The sequence below is a fragment of the Longimonas haloalkaliphila genome (genome assembly GCF_055379825.1).
In genome coordinates this window covers 75,987-95,182 of record NZ_AP043948.1, presented here as the reverse complement: position 1 = coordinate 95,182, position 19,196 = coordinate 75,987, and the positions used below count along the sequence as shown (strand labels likewise).

11 protein-coding genes and 1 pseudogene are annotated in these 19,196 nt (G+C 58.6%); 4 read left to right on the top strand and 8 right to left on the bottom strand.

The annotated features are described in order from the left end of the window. The first annotated feature begins 119 nt into the window (after positions 1 to 119). From ACZ48V_RS00360 to ACZ48V_RS00350, 3 genes are all read left to right on the top strand, one after another. A complete protein-coding gene (locus tag ACZ48V_RS00360) occupies positions 120 to 2,735 on the top strand; it encodes a glycosyltransferase (RefSeq protein ID WP_464540572.1) in 2,616 nt (871 codons plus the stop codon). Positions 2,736 to 2,776: 41 nt separating this feature from the next. Continuing rightward, a complete protein-coding gene (gene glgX, locus ACZ48V_RS00355) occupies positions 2,777 to 4,921 on the top strand; it encodes a glycogen debranching protein GlgX (RefSeq protein WP_464540570.1) in 2,145 nt (714 codons plus the stop codon). 158 nt (positions 4,922 to 5,079) lie between these two features. Further along, positions 5,080 to 6,714, top strand: a complete 1,635-nt coding sequence (locus tag ACZ48V_RS00350; RefSeq protein WP_464540568.1) for a potassium channel family protein — start codon at positions 5,080 to 5,082, stop codon at positions 6,712 to 6,714. A 20-nt stretch (positions 6,715 to 6,734) separates the two neighbouring features. Here the strand turns inward: ACZ48V_RS00350 and ACZ48V_RS00345 are convergent, their stop codons facing one another. The 4 genes and pseudogenes from ACZ48V_RS00345 to ACZ48V_RS00330 all read right to left on the bottom strand — a co-directional run bounded on the left by ACZ48V_RS00345 (position 6,735) and on the right by ACZ48V_RS00330 (position 12,135). Continuing rightward, complete coding sequence (locus ACZ48V_RS00345; protein ID WP_464540566.1) at positions 6,735 to 7,772, bottom strand: dipeptide epimerase; 1,038 nt, start codon at positions 7,770 to 7,772, stop codon at positions 6,735 to 6,737. A gap of 266 nt (positions 7,773 to 8,038) precedes the next feature. Beyond that, a pseudogene (locus ACZ48V_RS00340) lies at positions 8,039 to 9,053 on the bottom strand (DUF1611 domain-containing protein). Positions 9,054 to 9,768: 715 nt separating this feature from the next. Beyond that, positions 9,769 to 10,182, bottom strand: a complete 414-nt coding sequence (locus tag ACZ48V_RS00335) for a DUF4864 domain-containing protein (protein WP_464540564.1) — start codon at positions 10,180 to 10,182, stop codon at positions 9,769 to 9,771. Between the two features lie 207 nt (positions 10,183 to 10,389). Then, the gene (locus ACZ48V_RS00330) at positions 10,390 to 12,135 is read right to left on the bottom strand and encodes an L-aspartate oxidase (RefSeq protein ID WP_464540562.1); all 1,746 of its coding nucleotides are present in this window, start codon (positions 12,133 to 12,135) and stop codon (positions 10,390 to 10,392) included. Positions 12,136 to 12,578: 443 nt separating this feature from the next. Here ACZ48V_RS00330 and ACZ48V_RS00325 point away from each other — a divergent pair, with 443 nt between their 5' ends. Continuing rightward, positions 12,579 to 14,357, top strand: coding sequence for a SulP family inorganic anion transporter (locus ACZ48V_RS00325; protein ID WP_464540560.1), 1,779 nt, complete (start codon positions 12,579 to 12,581; stop codon positions 14,355 to 14,357). A gap of 110 nt (positions 14,358 to 14,467) precedes the next feature. On the opposite strand, the gene ACZ48V_RS00320 is transcribed toward ACZ48V_RS00325, so the two are convergent. The 4 genes from ACZ48V_RS00320 to ACZ48V_RS00305 all read right to left on the bottom strand — a co-directional run bounded on the left by ACZ48V_RS00320 (position 14,468) and on the right by ACZ48V_RS00305 (position 19,187). Then, complete coding sequence (locus ACZ48V_RS00320; protein ID WP_464540558.1) at positions 14,468 to 15,988, bottom strand: type I restriction-modification system subunit M; 1,521 nt, start codon at positions 15,986 to 15,988, stop codon at positions 14,468 to 14,470. Between the two features lie 223 nt (positions 15,989 to 16,211). Beyond that, positions 16,212 to 16,688 carry a type II toxin-antitoxin system VapC family toxin gene (locus tag ACZ48V_RS00315; protein WP_464540556.1) on the bottom strand — a complete coding sequence of 159 codons (477 nt, stop codon included), beginning with the start codon at positions 16,686 to 16,688 and terminating at the stop codon, positions 16,212 to 16,214. Between the two features lie 9 nt (positions 16,689 to 16,697). Beyond that, on the bottom strand, positions 16,698 to 17,648 hold the full coding sequence (locus tag ACZ48V_RS00310) for a hypothetical protein (protein WP_464540554.1): 951 nt from the start codon (positions 17,646 to 17,648) through the stop codon (positions 16,698 to 16,700). A gap of 69 nt (positions 17,649 to 17,717) precedes the next feature. Then, complete coding sequence (locus ACZ48V_RS00305) at positions 17,718 to 19,187, bottom strand: restriction endonuclease subunit S (RefSeq protein WP_464540552.1); 1,470 nt, start codon at positions 19,185 to 19,187, stop codon at positions 17,718 to 17,720. Between the last annotated feature and the right edge of the window lie 9 nt (positions 19,188 to 19,196).

Genomic DNA, 19,196 nt, shown 5'->3' with positions numbered 1-19,196 from the left:
ATACACCGGTAGGTTGAAACATAAACGCATAAACACCAGACAGACACTGGAAAGACACCGGAAAGACGCCGGGCCCCTGTTAGTCCGTTTGTGCATATTCTCACCTACCCAGGATTGCTATGTCTCTCTCTTCTGAGCATCTGACGTTTGCCCTCCTTTCGTTTGAAGGGCCCGACCCGTATGCGCAGGCTGGGGGACTTGGCGTGCGCATTACCCACCTGGCGCATGCCTTAGCTCGCCGCAGGTTCAACACGAAGCTGTTTTTCGTGGGCGATCCTGGCGCGCCCGGCGAAGAGCACCGGCTCAACGGACGACTTACCTACCACCGATGGTGTCAGTGGATCAGTGCGCATCATCCCAATGGCGTGTATGAAGCCGAGGAAGACAAACGCCACGAATGGAATGCAACGCTTCCCGAGCATCTGCTGACCAATGTCATCCGGCCCGCGCTGGCTAATGGGCGTCTGCCGGTGATCTTGGCCGAGGAATGGCATACAGCCGAGACCGTGATTCGCCTACACGATCTGCTTCGTGCGAACGGATTAGCTCGCCGGTGCCTCATCTTCTGGAATGCCAACAATACGATGGCCTTTCACCGCGTAGATTGGGCACGCCTGCAGGAAGCGGCGCAGATTACGACAGTAAGTCGTTACATGAAGCACCTGATGTGGCAGCTGGGCATTAACCCATTGGTGATTCACAATGGCATCCCCAAAAATATGCTGGGGCCACCCCCTACAGATCAGAAAACCGCGTTGCGAAAGACGCTGGCTCCTAAAAAGGACACTCTGATGCTTTTCAAGGTAGGGCGTTTCGATCCGTCCAAGCGCTGGCTGATGGCTGTAGAGGCCGCGGCCCTGCTCAAAGAACAGGGCTATCCGGTGGCGTTTCCGATATCCGGAGGCATCGAGCCACACGGCGAGGAGGTCTTGCGGAGAGCCCATGAACGAGGCCTCTCTATTGCCGAAATAAACGGCGAGCCGTCTAACTGGAGAGAACTTATGGCGCTGTTGAACGAGGCGCCTCGGGCTGATATCTACAACCTGCGCTTTTTCATGACGCAGGAGATGCTGCGCACCTTCTATGCAACGGCCGACGCGGTGTTAGCGAACTCAGGGCATGAGCCGTTTGGACTGGTCGGGTTGGAAGCGATGGCCGCTGGGGGCATTGCATTCACCGGATCCAGTGGCGAGGAGTATGTGCTGGATGGCCGCAACGCCGTCATGCTTGATACAGACCGCCCCGAAGAGATTGTATCCAACCTAATACGGATACGAGAAAACCGGCAACGAGCCCAGTCGATTCGCTTGTTTGCGCGCTCCTACGCCGAGGACTTCACGTGGGACTGTATCGTAGATGTGCTGCTGGATAAGATCTTGTTCTGTGCGCAAGAGCAGCATATGCTCCGCTACGAGGCCGAAGCGAACACCTACAAGCTTCCCTCGCAGGTCGAAGATGTCGTTATCTATACCGTTGTTCACCAGCCGCACCGGCCCTGGTTGCCCGCAGCGCATCTTTCTGGGTCGATGTCGATGGAAGAGCTTGACCACGCGCTCTTCGATGCCGATATGAACGAACACTACTTCCACAAGGTAGCGCGCACGTGTTACTATTCGGCGCTTGATCGGTTTGAGCGACTTGTGGAAGAGGGACTGGCGCTAGCCATTGGGTTTTCGTTGTCGTTTATCGAGCAAGCGAAGGCATGGGATCCTGCTTTGCTGGACCGCTTCCGCACGCTGGTGCAGCACGAGCGGGTGGAGCTTGTCGCGGTAGAACCGTCGCACAGTTTTATGCTACTGTGGGATATCGAGTCCTTCAAGCGACGGATGCACCACGCTGTCGATGAACTGCAACAGGTGTTCGGCGAGCGTCCGTCCATTGCCGACACCACCGAACTCATGATGTCTGACACAATCTACCACGCGCTGGAGCAGGTTGGTTTCGAGGCGGCCTTCATGGATGGACGCCCCTGGGTGATGCAGTGGCGAGAGCCCACGCATCTGTACCATCATGGCTCGGGGCGTATGAAGCTGCTTACGCGCCACTACCCGTTGAGCGATGATGTTGGCTACCGGTTCTCTGATAAGCAGTGGGGCGGCTGGCCGCTAACGGCTGATCGTTACACCCAGTGGATCGCCTCGGCGCCAGGCACGGTAGCGGTGATCGGCTGGGACTTTGAGACGTTCGGAGAACACCACCCGCCGGAAAGCGGCATCTTCGACTTTCTGGAGCATCTGCCCTGCGAGGCCAAGCGCCACGGGCTGTCATTTGTAACTCCCAGCGAAGCGCTACAGCGCCACGGAGAAACAAGCCACGCGCTTCCACTTCCCGCTTTCGCCAGCACCTGGGCTGGAAGTGGAGGACTCGAATTTTTTCTGGGCAACGAGGCCCAGCAGTCGGTCTTTCAGTTGATGATGCAGGCGCACCAAAAGGCGCTGCTTACCGGTGATCCTGCACTCGTAGAGCGGGCCGCGCGCCTGGCACAATCCGATAACCTGCATCTCATCCAGTGGTATGGCCGGCATGGCTCAGAGGCCGAGGTCTCGGCCTACTTCACCCCCGACGAGTGGTGGGCGCTCTCTTCTGACGGCATCATCTGGGAGCTGCAGCAGGTGTACAAAAACTTTATCGCCATGCTGGATGCCCACCTTCCGCAACGTCAGGAAGCCGAAAGCGGCATTCTGGCTCTGCGTCCTCTCCAACCAAAGCAACGCGCTCCTGCATTGGAGTTTTAAGACATGTGACAGCGACTCCTTTCCGCTAAGCAAACAGCACAATGGCTGAACATACGCTTGATCCTCCGCTTCCCGCTCCAAAGGCTGCGGACGAGCTCAATGTAAAAACCGGACTTCCCCGTCCCCTCGGCGTGCACCGGCGGGGAAACGGTGTCAATTTTGCTGTTTTCAGCCGTCATGGTACGCGCGTGTGGTTGGAGTTCTACGATGCGATTGATGATGAAGCCCCCACCCATCGGGTTGAACTGGTTGCGCGTCAGCATCGCACGGGCGATATCTGGCACATCTGGGTGCAGGACGTGCCCGAGAGGCAGCTCTACGGCTATCGCGTTGATGGACCCTACGAGCCAGAAAACGGCCATCGTTTCAATCCATACCGCCTGCTCATCGACCCGTATGCCCCGGCGATAACGCATCTTGACGACTGGGACTTTGGCAAGGCCCGGGGCTACGATGCAGATAGCACGAACAGCTTGTATGAGATGGCGCGCGTGAATAACGCGCACGTGACGCCTTCATGCGTGGTGGTGGATAGCCGCACCGGCTGGGAGCCGACACAGCCTTTGCGGCACCCGTGGTCAGATACAATTATCTATGAGACGCATGTGCGGGGCTTTACGGTGCACGAAAGCGCCGGCGTGGAGCACCCCGGTACGTATCTTGGGCTAACCGAGAAGATTCCATATCTGAAAGAGCTTGGCGTGACCACCATCGAGCTGATGCCGGTGCACGAGTTCAATGAGTATGAGATTACGCGCGTAAACCCGCTTACTGGCGAGTCTATGCGCAACTTCTGGGGATACAGCCCGGCGGCCTTTATGGCGCCCAACGCAGCCTACGCCAGCATGGGCAATCAGGGCGAACAGGTGGAAGAGTTCAGGGCGATGGTGCACGCGTTCCACAAGGCCGATATTGAGGTGCTGCTTGATGTCGTGTTTAACCATACGGCCGAAGGCAATGAACGAGGCCCCACGTTCAGCTGGCGCGGGCTTGACAATAAACTGTACTACTTTCTTGATGAGAACCAGGCGTTCTACAAGGACTTCACCGGCACGGGCAACACGCTGAAGACCTACCATCCGGTTGTTCACGACCTCATTCTGGATGCCCTTCGCCACTGGGTTGTAGAGATGCACGTCGACGGATTTCGCTTCGACCTGGCGTCGGTGCTGGGGCGCGATGAGCAGGGCAACCTGCGCACCGATCCGCCTCTTCTGGAGCGCATTGCGCAAGATCCGGTGCTGCGCAACGTCAAAATGATCGCTGAGGCATGGGATGCAGCCGGCGCCTACCAGGTGGGGCACTTTCACAAACGGCGATGGTCCGAGTGGAACGGCCGCTTCCGCGATGACGTGCGGCGCTTCTGGCGGGGCGACAAGGGCCTGCTCGGCGCGTTCGCTGAGCGCCTTACCGGCAGCGCCGATCTCTACGAAAGATCAGGCAAAGGCCCCGAAAGCAGTATTAACTTCGTGACGGCGCACGATGGCTTCACCCTCAACGATCTGGTCAGCTACGAGCGTAAGCACAACGAGGGCAACGGCGAGTTCAACCGCGACGGTTCGGATAGCAACTACAGCGCGAACTACGGTATCGAAGGGCCGACCAACGACGAAGCCATTCAGGCGGTGCGCACCCGGCAGGTTAAGAACTTTCTGGCTACGTTATTTCTGTCGCGTGGCGTACCCATGCTCCTCCACGGCGATGAGTTCCGGCGCACGCAGCAGGGCAATAACAACGCATACTGCCAGGATAATGAAGTCGGATGGATGCTCTGGGAGCGGCGCGAGATGCACAGCGACATCCACCGCTTTACGAAAGAGATCGTTGCGTTTCGGAAGCGCCATCCGGCCCTGCAGCGCATGGCGTTCTATCAGCCCGAGGAGGTGCATTGGATCGGCCCCGACGGCGAATCGCCACGCTGGGACGCCCCCTCAGCACAGCAACTTGGGTTGCAGGTGCAGCAGGAGAATGGTATCATGCTCGTACTGCTATTCAACGCAGCAGATGAGGCGGTCGATTTTCGCATTCCCGACCCCCCCGAAGATCTGGACTGGTACCGCGCGATCGATACCATGCACGACGCTCCCAAAGACATCCTCGCTGAGGGCGCCGAGGAGCCGCTCAATAGCATCGCTGCGTACTCTATGGGACCGCGTTCTACCGTGGTGCTTGTAGGACGCGGATAACAGGCGGCAGCGTGCTGCACGCCGTCTGGTTCGGCTGGCCCAAACGCGCACACAGCACTGCCAGAGCGCTTCGCGAACCACGGAAGGGAGACCTCTATTCACTTCGCGCACCTGTATAACGACAACTCGCCGGCCCTTTCGTTACACGCTACTTCTACATGAACGCCTGGCAGCGACGCATTGTGTGGACGATGACAGGGGTTGTGGCAGCGGTCGTCTCTTATGCGGTGGTGTACCAGTGGGGGATGCAGGCGTATGAGGGGCTCTCGGTGCCTTTCACGCAGGCCGTTCAGGTCGTCATCGAAGCCATCACCACAGCGGGATTTGGTGGACATGCGCCGTGGTCGAGCACCGTGATGAATATGCTGGTGCTGGCGATGAACCTGACGGGCGTGCTGTTTGTCTTCCTCGCTATCCCATTGTTTGTAGTTCCACTCCTTCGAAATGCTTTCGAGAAGCACCCCCCGACCACATTCTCCGGAAGCGAGCATATCATCGTAACACCGTATACCGCACGCATCGACGCGCTGATCAGGGAGCTCGAAGGCCGAGACCAGAGCTACGTCATACTCGAACCGGATCGCACGAAAGCAGACCAGCTCCACATGGATGGATACGCTGTGGTACATGGTGATGCTGAGTCTACTGAGGCGCTGGAGCGCATCCGACTTTCCGACGCCAAGGCAATCGTGACAGATGCCCCAGACGAGGTTGCCACCAGCATTGTGCTCTCGGCTCGGGAGCTTAACGGGGCTATTCAAATCGTAACGGTCGCCGATAGCGAAGAGCTTGAGCCGTATCACTGGTTAGCAGGCGCCGATCACGTGCTCTCGCCGCGTCAGTTGCTTGGCAGAAACCTGGCGCACGAAGTCCCCCTTGTCCTGTCTGTACTCGGACGTTCTGCCATTGAGATCGGGAAAGACCTTGAGATCGCAGAGATCGACGTGGTGCCGGACAGTCCGTTGTGTGACCAATCTCTTGCGGACTTGCAGTTGCGCGATCGATTCGGAATTAACGTGTTGGGAGCATGGTTTGAGGGGGTGTTTACCAGCCCGGTCTCCCCACAGACCACGCTCGATGCCACAACGCGCCTTCTCCTGGCAGGCACCCCCGAAAGCATCCACGGGATTCAGAAAGAGATGAGCTCGGTAGTCAGCCCCCGCACCCCGCAACGCATAGTAGTGATAGGGTATGGCAAGTCCGGGCAGGCTGCGGTAGAGGCCATGGCGGGCACCAATGCACAGTTCACGATTGTCGATGCCCATGATACCCCTGGGGTCGATGTAGTTGGAGATGCCCGCAACCCAAATATATACCAGAAAGCACGTATCGCAGATGCCGACAGCGTGATCATCGACACCGATGACGACGCAACCACCTTGTTCGCCACGCTCATCACACGCGACGCAAATCCGGAAGCGCATATCGTAGCCCGCGCAAACGAAGAAGCGAGCGTGCGCAAAATCTACCGGGCCGGTGCAGACTACGTGCAGTCGCTCTCTACAATTAGCGGGCGCATGATGGTGTCAACGATCTTAGCTGAAGAAGAGGTGCTGACGCTGCAGACGAAGATCGACATTGTCCGGTTAGATGCCGGGCGCCTGGTCGGGCAGACCCTTGCTCAGGCAGACGTGCAAGCCGCCACCGGATGCATTGTGGTGGCTGTAGAGCGCGAAAGCAACGTAATAACGTCGCCCGACCCCAGGGGCGTTGTTTTTCAGAACGACGATCAGGTGATCGTGCTCGGCACGGACGAGAGCGTGCAGCGCTTTGAAAAGGCGTATCTGCGCTGACGAGCAGCCTCGGGCGTAGCCTACCGAAGCTGGGCCCCTGACCCTGGGTCGGTCGCTTCGTCGAGTGCAATGCGGCCGGCGGGCATCGGCACGCCTGTAAACGGATCGTCGCTGAGAAGCAGCGAGCCGTCGAGGTCGCAGTAGTCCAGCAGCGGCGTGAGGTGCGCCGCCGGAGCGATAGAGGCGTTGCTCTCGATCATGCAGCCGAGCATCACCTCCAGCCCATGAGCGCGGGCCGCGTGCACCATGCGATGGGCCTCCTGCAGCGTGGCGCATTTCATGAGCTTCAGATTGGCGATGTCGGCCCGGTCGGCGATGCGGGGGATGTCAGACAGCGTCACGCACGACTCGTCGAGCGCAATGGGCAGCACCGACCGGTCGTACACGAACTTGAGCGCCTCATGCTGTTCGGCGGGGAGGGGCTGCTCGACAAACTCCACGTCGTAGTCGGCCAGTACCTCAATCATGGCCAGGGCCTCGCGGGGCGTCCAGGCTTCGTTCGCATCCACACGAAGCGTAGCATCCGGCGCGTGGGTGCGTACCGCGTCGATGATCTCCCGGTCGCGTGCGGTGCCCAGCTTGACCTTCAGGGTCGGATAGCCTGCCGCAACCGCCTCCTGCGTCTTCGCGATCATCCGCTCGGTTGAGTCGATCCCAATAGTGAACGAGCTGGTGAGGGCTGCCGTGGCATCGAGCCCCCAGAAGCGGTAGAGCGGCAGTCCGGCCTGTTGCGCCCGCAGGTCATGTAGCGCCGCACTGATCGCCATCTTGGCGGCTGCGTGTCCGCGCACAACCGCGTGCATCCCGCGCTCAATCTGCTGCAGCGCGTTCGGGTCACCCACGTTCGTCACTACGTCGAGCAGCTCCGGTAGCACCGCCATCACGGTATCCACCGTCTCGCCGTAGCGCCGCGACGGGGCCGCGCCTCCGACGCCCTCGCGGCCCTCCGCATCGGCAACGCGCACGATAACATTCTCGATCTCGTGAACCGTTTCGCGCGCAATAGTGAACGGGTATGTCGTCTGGAGCGCAATGCGCTCAGCGGTAGTAGCTAACACAAAGAGGTAAGGTAGCGGTTTAATGTTAAGTGATTGACATGCGGTTTACACCATCGCAATCTGCTCCAACCCCCTCTGTGTGTCGAGCTTCGCCGAGGCGTGATCCTGTGGACATCTCCCCCTTCTCCAAGGGGGAGAACCCCGACACGAGCCCGTAGGGCGACTGATGGAGCGAAGCGGAATAAGGGCGAGGGGGTTCAAAAAAGACAAAGCCGCGGTGGCCAATTGCCTTACCATTTAGCGTCTATCCACTACCAGAGATAAAATTATGAGAGGGCGTCAAGCAGCGTATCCGGACCAAACCGTACGGGGTCGGTGGCGGGCAGGCCAAGCGCGTGGGTGTAGTGCTGAACAGCGGCCTGGGCGTCGTCGTCATGCGCTATCGAGCGCGTGTTGAGAGCGCCGCCAACCACGCGAGCAGGGTGTAAGGGACGAGCCAGGCCTTCGTAGAGGTCCACGTAAGCAGGCGGATCGGGCAGGGGGAAGTCCTCGCCCTTTGCTGTGCGTGCGCCCGGCCTCGTGGCAGAGCACCAGCGCGTCGGGCATGGCGCCGTGCAAGATACCGCACGTAACGGCCGAGTACGCAGGGTGTATGATGCTGCCCTGCCCTTCGACGAACAGCCAGTCGTGGTCGTGGCCTTTCTCAAGGATCATCTGCTCGACGGCCCCGGATACAAAGTCGCTCACGATCGCATCGATGGGGTGGCCCCACCCGGCGATCATGATGCCGGTCTGCCCGGTCGGGATAAACGCGGCGCGCTCCCCGCGGGACTGCGCCGCACGCGTCAGCTCCAGCGCCACTGTCATCTTGCCTACGGCGCAATCGGTGCCTACCGTTAGCACCACGGTGGCCGGCACGTTGCGGGCACGCCCCTGGCTAACGGCGAGCCCGCGTGGAGGCCGCCGGACGTCGCGAATGGTGGCGCCGTGCTCCTGGGCAAGCGCTGCAAACTCGGGGTCGTCCTGAAGAAAATCATGCAGCCCGGCCATCACGGTACAGCCTCGCTTCAGTGCTGCGCGCACATCAGGCCGCCATGACGCGTCGAAGCCGCCACCTACGTTGGCAATCCCGATGACGAGCGCGTCAACCTCGGGGGCATCCGCCATACGCGCTACGATGGGAGCATCCTGCACATCAGGCAGCAGGGCGCGTACCCGCTCTCCGGCATGGCTCCGATCGATGACCGCCGCCACGTCGAACGTGCTGTACCGGAGCAAGCCAACAGCGGTCTTGGCGAAGTGCGGAAACTGGTCGTGGGCGAGAAGGGCAACGCGTTTCATAGGGGGCAGAAGCAGCAGAGAGCAAGCAGCAGGCAAGGGGATGCGGAGCGCAGGCGAACAACAGCAGGCGTCGCGCTGCCGTCTATCAGGAGAACAACGCGTGCTTGAGATCGCGAAGCAGTATGCCATAGCATCCAATGTGAAATCGGAGGCGTACAGCATAGGGTAGCGGTTCAATGTTAAATGATTTCCTGTGGTTTACATCATCGCAATCTGCTCAAACCCCCTCTGTCTGCCGACATCTCCCCCTTGGCCAAGGGGGAGAAACCCGTAGGGAGAGGGGGTTCGAAAAAGAAAGAGCTGCTGCATTCAATCGCTTTATCATTTAGCGTCTATCCACTACCCAGCATAGATGTCTAACATAACCGCCCGCCGCATGAATCGCTACTCGCCCTGTTCAAAAAGTAATTGAGCGGCCTGTGATACCCTGCGTCCATTAGCTTCCAACGTAGCATTATCTCGAACGCGTTGCCACAGCACTGCATTTGGGCGGGTCCGCCTGGCGAGCAGGGGATGGTTCGACTGCGGACGCCTGCGTCGGCCTTCGCTCACCATGATAGGGTTTTCGGAGGGGGAGCTGATCGGAACGAGGCAGGGTCTACACACGAGCAAAGCGAGATCTCGGATCCAACTCGCGAAAGGCAAACGCAGGTGTGCTGCCCTCCTTCTGGTTGGGCTCTTCGCATCCCTGCTCGAATAACCCATCCAGCTGTCACTACGCCGAAATCGACGATATCGGCACGCGCTGCACCGCATCCGTCATCCAGCAGTCTTGATATGGCGCCTGCGTCTGCTTTGACAGCCGAAACACGTATCCGACAGGGCCAGACTCAGTTGAGAGCATTACACCCATGCGCGCTTCGGTGTCGGTCTGCTGCACCTCGCTGTACTGGGCCCCGTCGTGGTTGATCATTGGGCCGTATGCGTTCGTTTCAAAGAGCAGCCGAAACCGTTTCAGCGGACCCGTAGCGCGTTTGTTGGCTGGCGAGGCGAAGCGAAACGCCGCCTCAATACCAGCATCCGGGTGCGGGTCGTTGTTGCGGCCCAGCGCATCCACCTGAAGGCGGACGACCTCTTCCACAGAAAGCGCAGGCGATGGCTCGGGCAACGAGTCAGGTTCGGTAGACATTGGCAGGCCAGAAGAGGATACAGGCGAAAACATACCGCCGCCGCTGCCAAGCAGAAGCAAGGCAACAGCGGCGATTATCGTTGCGAAGAGGACAAGGCTACGCGTATGAATCATAGAGGAGGCGGTGTGCAGGAACGTGTCGTAACTCCGCGACCTCCGACTGCGCTGTATGCCAGCAACAACGCGTCACGGCTAAGCATCTGAAGACTACTCCAGGTGATGATAGTCCAGCTCATGCTCTTCATCAATAGCCCGTTGAACGGGCGCAGACGGCGTATCTGCTGGCTGCGTGTCGACCTGCATGCGGCCGTCTCCCGTCGGAATGCAGCGGATGTTCTGCTGCCAGGCGGGGTCTTTCTCCGGGTAATCTGTTCGGGCATGGGCGCCGCGCGACTCGGTGCGCTCCAGGGCACCTCGTAGGATCGTCTCGGCTGTCGTCAGCATGCATCGCACGTTCTGCGCATTTTCGTAGCGCAGGGTAGTGCGGTCGGCTTGCACATCCATGTCCTCCGCATCGGCCTGCACCTGCTGGAGTTGCTGCAGTCCGGCAAGCAGGCTATCTTCGTTGCGAAGAATGCCTGCGTGCTCCCACATCAGGGTGCGGATGCGCGTCATGAGCGCCTCCGGTGTGTGCGACCCGCTCGACGCGGCAAGGGCGTCCTGGGCGGCGATGTGTTCGCGGACACGAGCCTCGGGAAGGGGCGTGCTCGGCCGCGTATGGAGCGTTTCGGCAATGTGCCGCCCCGTAACCTGTCCGAAGACGATGGTTTCGACCAGCGAGTTGCCACCGAGCCGGTTGGCTCCATGCACGCCAGCGGTACACTCGCCCACAGCGTAAAGCCCACTGACCTCGGTCTGTCCGGTCTCGAAGTCAACCTCGATGCCGCCCATTGCGTAGTGCGCAGTTGGCGCGACTTCCATGGGCTCTTTCGTGATGTCGACGCCGTGCTCGGCAAATTCCTCAACCATGCGCGGCAGCCGCTCGTGAATGTAGGCGTCGTCGCGATGCGAGATATCGAGCAACACCCCGTCGTTTTCGGTGCCCCGCCCCTCGCGGACCTCCTGCTCAATCGCACGTGCCACCACGTCGCGGGCATCCAGCTCCATCTGGTTTGGCGAGTACCGCTCCATGAAGCGCTCGCCCTCTGCGTTATAGAGGCGCCCGCCCTCGCCGCGAACAGCCTCGGTGACGAGGTGCCCGGCTTCGTCCTCCGGACGCACCTTTCCGGTTGGGTGGAACTGCACGAACTCCATATCGCGAAGCGGCACGCCAGCGCGGAAGGCCAGTGCCTGGGCATCGCCGGTGTTTTCGTCGGGACGCGACGAGCTGCGGCGGAAGAGCGAGGTGTGTCCGCCCGCAGCAATGATGACCGCATCCGCATCAAAAGCCACGGGCGTGCCCGCGTCCATGTCGAATCCAACGGCCCCAACGGCGCGCCCGTCCTCCACCACAAGGTCGGTGATGTACAGATTCTGGCGATACGGTACCTCAAGGTCCATGGCCTTCTGCACGAGCGTTTCCATGAGCGCCTTGCCCGTACGGTCGCCTACAAAGCAGGTGCGCCGAAACGACTGCGCGCCGAAATAGCGCTGGTTGATTTTGCCGTCGTCGGTGCGGTTGAAGTCCATGCCCCACGCATCCAGCTCGCGAATACGTTCGGGGGCCTGCTGGCAGAGCAGCTCCACCGCGGTGGCGTCGTTCACGAAGTGGCCCTCGTTGAGCGTATCCGCCGCGTGGATCTCCCAGCGATCTTCCGGGTCGAGGCTGCCGAGTGAGGCATTGATGCCCCCGGCAGCCCAGATCGTATGCGCGTCGCCATGAGCACGCTTTCCAAGAACGAGACAATCAACGCCGCGCTCAGCCAGTTCGATACTGGCACGGAGTCCGGCCGCACCAGCACCGATGATAAGCACATCGGTCTTGACGGATTCGGTAGGGGTAGATGCAGACATAACAGGGGCTTGGCAGTATAATTTGCTGGATATCAGAGTACGCCATGCAAGACTGCATTATGCAAGACTGCATTGCAGCAGCGCAGACAGTACGGCTATTTAAAACACGTACGAAGCGGATAGTTTTTGTCTGCGGCTTCTCACAGCATAGAATTGGAGAAACGTAACAGGTGTACGGTTCTTGTTGGAGAAGAGCAGGGGCGTCACATCCACGGATCATTCTCACGAGTCATCATAGCCGGCGAAGTGCCTCGTAGCTCCTGGTATCCGTGCAAAAGCCATGGTAAAACAATTTGTTATCCGTTATGATATGCAAGTGATATCAGAGAGGAAGGGGGGGGTTGTAGCGCACGACCAAAAAGCAACCGAGCCAAGCCATATAGCCAAGCCATACAGCCAAGTCATACAGCCAAGTCATACAGCCAAGCCATACAGGGTAGTGGATGAACAAAAAGCTACGCCAGTGGATTTCCGACATCTCGATTATCCCGGAGTGGACAACGGAGTATGACTCGTCTGCTGCGCAGGGTGATGTGATTGCGGGCATTACAGTGGGGGTCATGCTCATCCCTCAGGGCATGGCCCACGCCGTCATTGCGGGGCTTCCGCCGATCTATGGACTCTACGCTGCGTTGGTCCCGCTCATCATCTACCCTTTCTTTGCAAGCTCTCGCCACCTTGCCATCGGGCCCAGCGCGGTCGACATGGTTATTGTGGCGGCCGGGGTCGGGGCTATTGCACAGGTGGGATCCGACCAGTACATTGCGCTGGCTATTCTGCTGACGCTCATGGTGGGCGTCATTCAATTACTTATGGGGGTGGCCCGGCTTGGCTTTGTGGCGAGCCTGCTGTCGCGGCCGGTCATTGCAGGGCTTACGTTTGGGGCGGCCCTCATTATCGGGTTCAGCCAGTTTGATCAACTCCTTGGCATTGATCTGCCGCAGACGCAGTACGTGTACGTGCTGCTGTATGAGGCCGCACGGCGCATCGGGGAGGTGCACCTGCTTTCGCTGGGTATCGGGCTTGGGAGTATTGTGCTTCTCGTTGCTATGCCATACATCAAACCGGCTATTCCGGCGGCGCTGGTCGTCGTAGTGCTTGGCACGCTGGCCGGGTGGTTCTTTGCCGTTGAAGATATGGGTGTTCGCGTAATCGGCGATATTCCAGCCGGACTTCCGGCGTTTACAGCGCCCGCGCTGGGTTTAGGTGATATGCAGAGCCTGCTATCAGCGGCGATCGCCCTGGCGCTGGTCCAGTTCATGAAGAACGTGTCGCTTGGGCGCATCTTCGCGGCGCGTCACAACTACACGATCAATGCCAACCGGATGCTCATCTCTGCCGGTATGGCCAACATTGTAGGCAGCTTCTTTCGGAGCCCGCCCGCAGGAGGAAGCTTCTCGCGCACCGCGGTGAACGAGCAGTCGGGCGCTCAAACGCCTGTGGCGAACATCGTATCGGCGGGGGTTATTGGGCTCACGCTTCTCTTCCTGACGCCGCTGTTCTACTACCTGCCGATGCCTGTGCTCGCCGCGATTATTATGGTCGCTGGTTTTAGCCTGATTGATGTGCAGGAGCTGCGCGAGCTGCTGAAGACAAACCGGCGCGACGGATATATTTCGTTGTTTACAGCCGGGTGCGTGCTGGTGGTGGGAATCCAGGAAGGAATCTTGCTCGGCATCGTGGCTACCGTGATTGCGGTGCTCTACCGCATCAGCCGTCCCAACATGGTTGAGCTCGGACATGTGCCGGGGGCGCGGGTGTTTCGGGATATCAACCGCTTCGAGAACACCGAGAAGATCGACAAGGTGCTCGTGTTGCGCGTAGATGCGTCCTTCTCATTTGCGAATGCCGACCACTTCAAGAACTTCATTCTTGAGAAGACCAGACGCGAGAAGCGTGAGATCCGGGCTGTGGTGATTGACGGCACCAGCATCAACGCGCTCGACACGACAGCAACCGACGCGCTCTGGTCGGTGATTGAGACGCTCGAAGATCGAGGCATTGCGCTCTACTTCGCAGGGCTCATTGGGCCGGTGCGAAAGGTTGTCATCCGCGCCGGGCTGTTCGACAAGCTGGGCGAAGAGCGCTTCCATCTCGATCCGCACGAAGCGGTGGAGCATATCCTGAAGCAGCTGGACGACGAGGACGAAGGGGCGCGCCTGTCAGGCTACCGCGCCAACATTGCAGAGACCGACGAGCCGGAGACGCCGGATGCCGCATGATGCCAGCAGGGCATGGACTCCAGTGCCCTGCTCATTTCTTCAGCAGCTGTTTCTACCGCTGTGTTGGTCCTTCGGGCGGATGTCGGCGGTGAGACACTTGCAAGTTTCTTCTAAGCTTGGGAGGTAGGTTCTACGGCATCTGCATCCGCGGTCTCCTCCAGCTCCTCCTGAATCCCGCGAAACTGCTCCAGAGCAGCGCCCAGGCGCTCTACAATGTCACTGGCCAGCACATCTGGCTCCGGCAGGTTCTCAGTGTCTTCCAGGCTGTCGTCTTTGAGCCAGAAGATATCGAGGTTGGTTTTGTCGCGCTCGATGAGCTCTTCGTACGTGTACGACTTGAACCGCTCGGTCTCTTCGCGGTCGTGCCGCGCACCCGGATTGTAGCACTCCACGAAGTCGCTCAGGTCGTCCTCCGTCATGGGGTTGCGCTTGAGCGTGAAGTGCTTGTTGGTGCGCAGGTCGTAGATCCACAGCGTCTCGGTCCACGGTGTCTCGCTGGCGGGCTTGCGCTCGAAGAATAGGACGTTGGCCTTTACGCCGTTCGCGTAGAAGATACCGGTGGGAAGACGAAGCAGCGTATGGACATCGTACTGGTTTAAGAGACGCTTACGCACCGTCTCGCCGGATCCGCCCTCGAAAAGCACATTATCGGGGAGGACAACCGCCGACGTGCCGCCAATGGATAGCATGTTGGCGACATGCTGCAAGAAGTTGAGCTGCTTGTTAGACGTGCTCGTCCAGAAGTCGTCTCGCTCGTAGGTGAGCGTCTGCTTGGTGGATTCCCCCTTTTCGTTGATCACCGTAAAGCTGGCTTTCTTGCCAAACGGTGGGTTTGTGAGCACGAGGTCGTAGCGATTGCTCGGCGCACTACGAAGCGCGTCTTTCACGATGATGGGCGGGGTCTCCCCGTCGCCGATGGTCTCCGGACCGATGCCGTGCAGGTACAGGTTCATCGTGCAGAGCCGTGCCGTGTTGGGGACGATCTCCCAGCCTTCGAAGGTGTCGGTGCGAAGCCGTTTCTTCTGGTCGCGGTCCAGCGTGTGCTCGTTGGTGATGTGGTCTTTTGCCGCAAGGAAGAACCCGCCTGTCCCACAGGCGGGATCCGCAATGGTCTGGTCGGGCTTTGGGTTGACAGCCTTCACCATGGCCTTGATAAGCGGACGGGGCGTGAAGTACTGCCCAGCACCGCTCTTGGTGTCCTGGGCGTTCTTCTGCAGCAGCCCTTCGTAGGCCTCGCCCTTGACGTCTACGTCGAGGCCCATCCACGTTTCTTCGTTGATGTAGTCGATGAGACGGCGCAGTCGGGCAGGGTTCTGGATGCGGTTCTGCGCCCGCCCAAAGATGATCCCAATCATGCCTTGCTGGTTTTGAAGCCCTCGCAGCGTCTCCTGGTACTGACTGATAAGGGCTTGCCCACGCACCTTGGTGCCCTCTTCGTCTTTTAGCAGCCGTTCCCACTGGTATTCCTCCGGGATGGCCGATTCTTCGCCAACCTCGCGGCGCTCCTGATCCATTTTCAGGAAGAGCAGATACGTGAGCTGCTCCACGTAGTCGCCATAGCTGACGCCATCATCACGCAAGACGTCGCAGAAATTCCAGAGGCGTTGTACGATTTGGGGTGGGTTGGGCATACAGAATCTGTAATGATGGTATAGAAAGAGGGTAGTGGGTAGACGCTAAGTGATAAGGCTATCAGACACTGCAGGTTTGTCTTGTTCGAACCCCCTCTCCCTTTGGGCTTCTCCCCCCTTGTCCAAGGGGGAGATGTCGGTAGACAGAGGGGGTTGAGCCGGATCCGATAGTGTCAGCTACACGACAATCACTTATCATTGAACCGCTACCAAAAAGAGCGCTCTACAGGTTGTATTCTTCGCCGGGGTCTATGTAAACCCGGCTCAGAAACTCGTCGTGCAGGTGATCGAAGTCAGCGTCGGTCGTGAGCAATGTTGCATTGATGACGGAAGCGGTGGCTGCTATCCACACGTCATTCTTTCCCATGTTGCGATCGGAGTTGCCCAGTGGGCGGTCGGGGAGCTTGTTCTGACTAAACGCGTCGATCTCAGCGTATCGGTCGATTATATCCATTGACTGGACAGGAACGGCGTTCACGCTGTTTAGCAGCCTCTGAAGCGCGCTCTTCTTCTGCTTCCCCCAGTCAAACTGGTACGCAAGGGATTGCAGCTCACCCTTCGTTACTACAGAAATGAGCGCGATGTTATTGCTTCCAAGCGGGTCGTACTCCTGATCGATGTATCGACCGTATGAGGCATCCCGAACATATCCAACGAATACGTTGGAGTCCAGGACGTAGGTATTCGAGTTTGATGACATGCCGATGGGTCAGTCGAGGGCGTCGAGTATCTCGTCGATGGATTCGTTTCCTGGCCAGGTGCCACGTGCTCCTTCGATATCGTCTCCGGCGTCAAGCTCCGACAGATCACGTTCGCTAAGGGGCTTTTTCGCAGCGGCCTCCTCCTCAATTTCGGCTTTCGATTGCTTGAAGAAACTATCCTGCGCACGGGCAAGACGCATAGTGCGTGCTTCCATAAAACGGAGAGATCCGCTGGGGGTGAAGTGCGCCTGGCCCTGAACTGTGACTTCCTTACCCCACAAACTGCTTAACTCTTCAGCTTGGACTTCCGAAGATTGGAGAACCCCTCGAATAACATCGCCCGCATCGGTCTTGAGTTTGAACGAGCGCTCACTGTGTCCGATCACGTCCAGTTTTCCGGAAAGTACGACCGAAAACGAGGGGGGCGTCTCTTGCTTGAGGCGCTTCGCGTTCTCGATATGCGTTCGATTGATGTTGAACGTGGTGTCTCTGGTCTCTTTGTTGCGAATCGTAAGCACTTCCCCGTTCTGTATCACGTTGCCAAAGCCTGCAATGGCAGACAGCACACCGCTGTCGTAGCGCGCACTTTCGCGGTTGTTGTCGGATACGTCGGCCAGCGCGTCTCCCAGCAGCGTGAGTGCGGTCCACTCACCATTGGGCTTCGACTGCCAGAGATCCTGCTGCTGTACCACTTCTCGTGCCGTTGCCTGCAGAGGGGGCACCTGTACGGGGAAGATCGTTGAGCCTTTATTGAGACCGGTGATCAGAAATCGTGTGGACTCGGTGACCCAGTCCGGTTTCGGCCCGCGACGCGTACTGGTCCCTTCAACCGACAGGCGAAGCACCCGTCTGGAAGCGTCGATTAGGGCATCAAGCAGGTCGCGCAGGGCCATCGCATCAATGGTCCCCGGATCTGCACTCAGCCCGCGCATCTCAATGTCGTAGTCCACTGTGTCCACGACGTTAACCGGGTGTAATAGGAGTGTCAAAGGGGTGTTATAATACCTGTACACGTGCAGATGGGTTCTTTAGAGTCCCATCTCAATCTGTGCACCCTCGCGTACGACAGATGTGGGAGAATCCACAGGAGCGCTGTGCTGCGCTTCATGCGGTACCAGCTTTCCACTGAATGCTTGCTTCAGAATGCTCTGCCGCAGCCGCTCAGCGCGGGTCTGTTCTTGCTTCGTGGTTGCGGATGCGTCGTCGGCAACGGACAGCAGGCGCTCGACCTCGGCGACGATTTGTTTTTGTTCGGCAAGGGGTGGAAGCGGTACGAGAAATTGTCGTATATCACCGATGTTTACTCGGGATGCTGTCGTGCCCATCAGTTTTTGCTTCCACTGACGCCCTATCGTTGGAGAGAGAAGTGCTTTGTGGAAGTAGCGTGGGTCTACTTGGTTGGGCAATCGAAAAATCATGATTCGTTGCCCGAGACAGAGATTGATCCCCTCTGGAATTACGGCTGTTAACCCAACCGTACCCTCTCGAGAGAAAAGCACATCGCCAGGTTCTGGAATCATGCGGCGTGTCCACTCTTGGTAAGTTTTCTTGGAAACGGGTCTGAGTTTGTCATATTCGATTTCGCTCTTGCTCATACACGTCGTATCGACACAATAATAGCCTGTATCGATGTCCTCGAACGGTGCAGTCTTATGCAGGCAGTCTACTGCACGCTGAACCACTGCTGTAAGCCGAGCCCATTCCCATTTACTGGGTAACTCAGAAGGGATGTGCTCCTTAGTGATGGGTTCAGCCTCTTTTGGCTTCCTTATCTTTTTGGCATTGTAAAGCTCTGTTTTCTTCGCTTGTATCCGCTCCAGCAGCTGGTCGGCGGGTTCGGGGGTGTGGGTGCGGCGCCAGTCGGCGGTGAGGCGGCCTTCGACGGCGGCTTGCAGGACGCTCAGCCGGTAGCGCTCCAGTTGCTGTTCGGCCACGGATAGCTCGCCCATCCCGGCGTCCAGGTTGGAGAAGAGCTCTTCGATCTTGGCAACGATCCGGCGCTGTTCGGGGAGGGGTGGGAGGGGAACGGGAAACCGGTACAAACGTCCCGATTCAAGACTCGCGACTGTTGTACCATGCTTCGAGCATTGACTGAGAATTGAGCGTTCAACGGCACGAGTATAATAGAGAAGAAACTGTGGTTCTATTTCTTCAGTGAGTACAAGCGCTTTAAGGTCTTGGTTGATAGTAACTGGGACTGTGGTGAGAGCAGTTGGAAGCGTGTGCGCCAAAATTCCGCTGCGTGTCACAAAAAGGATCGAGTCAGAAGGCACCCGCTTTGTTGCTGATTCTGCGATGGCTGTCTCAGTAACATGGTCTTCGGTATCATCGATCTCCAGACGCTTCATGTCTTTCGGAGAGACCCAAGGAATATCTCCCTCCCAATAACTGGTTTTTCGTTTTGATGGTGTTCCGCCTCCAGTCCATTCGCCTATTTCCTCAAAGGTCTTCCACTTCCAGTGCTCTGGTATCTCAAAGGGTTTATCCACTTCACTCATGCAGCAACA